General features: G+C 52.1%; 1 protein-coding gene. It reads right to left on the reverse strand.

What is annotated here, in order from left to right; all coding sequences use genetic code 11:
* Window positions 1-1,283, reverse strand: a 1,283-nt coding sequence (locus tag DFR44_RS11325; protein WP_133621671.1) for an SdrD B-like domain-containing protein, incomplete at both ends; no start/stop codon positions are given.

Below are 1,283 nucleotides of genomic sequence, written 5' to 3' on the forward strand. Positions count from 1 at the left end.
CGGTCGGTATACGCCGAGACTTTCAAACCTTTCTGAGTGTTAGAGTCCTCTTGCAACTGTTTAGCCAAAGCCGCCAACTTAGTGCGTCCCGCCTCTAACAAATCAAAGCGGTCAAACTCAAACAAACCATCCGCCGTCAACATCACAGGGAACGACAACGGTTTACCGGGTTCATACGTATTGAACGGCACACGGAAACCAAAGTTAAACAAGCCTGGTAAACCTTGAGTCAAACGTTTCACCAACGGGTTCTGCGTCGTAGGCACAGCCCCTTCAGGTACGGTCGTCATGTCCACTTTGACAATGAAGTTACTGCCACGCGCCCATTGACCTGGGTTAATACCTTCAATGTGGTAACGGCCATACGCATCGGTTTCAATCAACAAACCTTCAACCGTTGCCAAACGAACCCCAGGGATACCCGGTTCACCCTCGTCTTGGATGCCATTGGCATTGCTGTCCTCAAACACCGTACCCAAGATGCGGCTGTCTTCAAAGTCAGGATCCGACGAACGGGTAATCGATGCACATGAACGGTTACTTGTGATGGCGGATGACGCATCGCCCACTTGCGCACAGTTTTGTAAACTGCCCTGTCCTGCACTGACACCGACACGCATCATGTAGCTTAAGGTCAGTTTTTGGCCTGCGGCTAAATCCAAATGCGACGTCGTCAATGGGTACTCCGCCGTCACCGTGAAGCTGTCATCGCCTGCGACATTCATTGAACCCGATACATAGCTCAAGCCAGGTGCTGGTTGGTCGATTAAGCTAAAGTCAACCGCGTCGTACTTGCTTGGATTCTCAATCACCACTTCGTAGCGCACAAAGTCACCAATCTTCGCGGTTTTGGTTTTAGCGGTTTTAGTGACCAACAACGCCACGTCTTTAATCACCACCGAGCTGGTGCTACAGGTTGCACATGAACCATAGCTTGGCGATACGGTGTTGACCACTGTGCTTTGCGCTTGGGCATTGACCGTCGCGGCGTATGTGAATGCATAGTTGCCTGCGGCTGAACCACTTGGCACGGTGCATGACAAGACCGAACCTGAGGCCGAACAACCTGCGGGCACACTGCTCAAAGTCAAACCTGTACCCAAGGTGTCGGTCAAGACCACGTCGCGTGTCGATGCACCACCTGTGATGGTTGAGGTCACGGTGTAGTTGATGGTGTCACCAATGCGCACGTTCTTCTTCGCCGCGGCGTCTGATGTCTTGTTCGTCACCACTGACCACAATGGATGGCTGACGCTACATGATGAACATGTACCCACGTCTGC

This window comes from Hydromonas duriensis, assembly GCF_004363775.1.
Classification (GTDB): domain Bacteria; phylum Pseudomonadota; class Gammaproteobacteria; order Burkholderiales; family Burkholderiaceae; genus Hydromonas; species Hydromonas duriensis.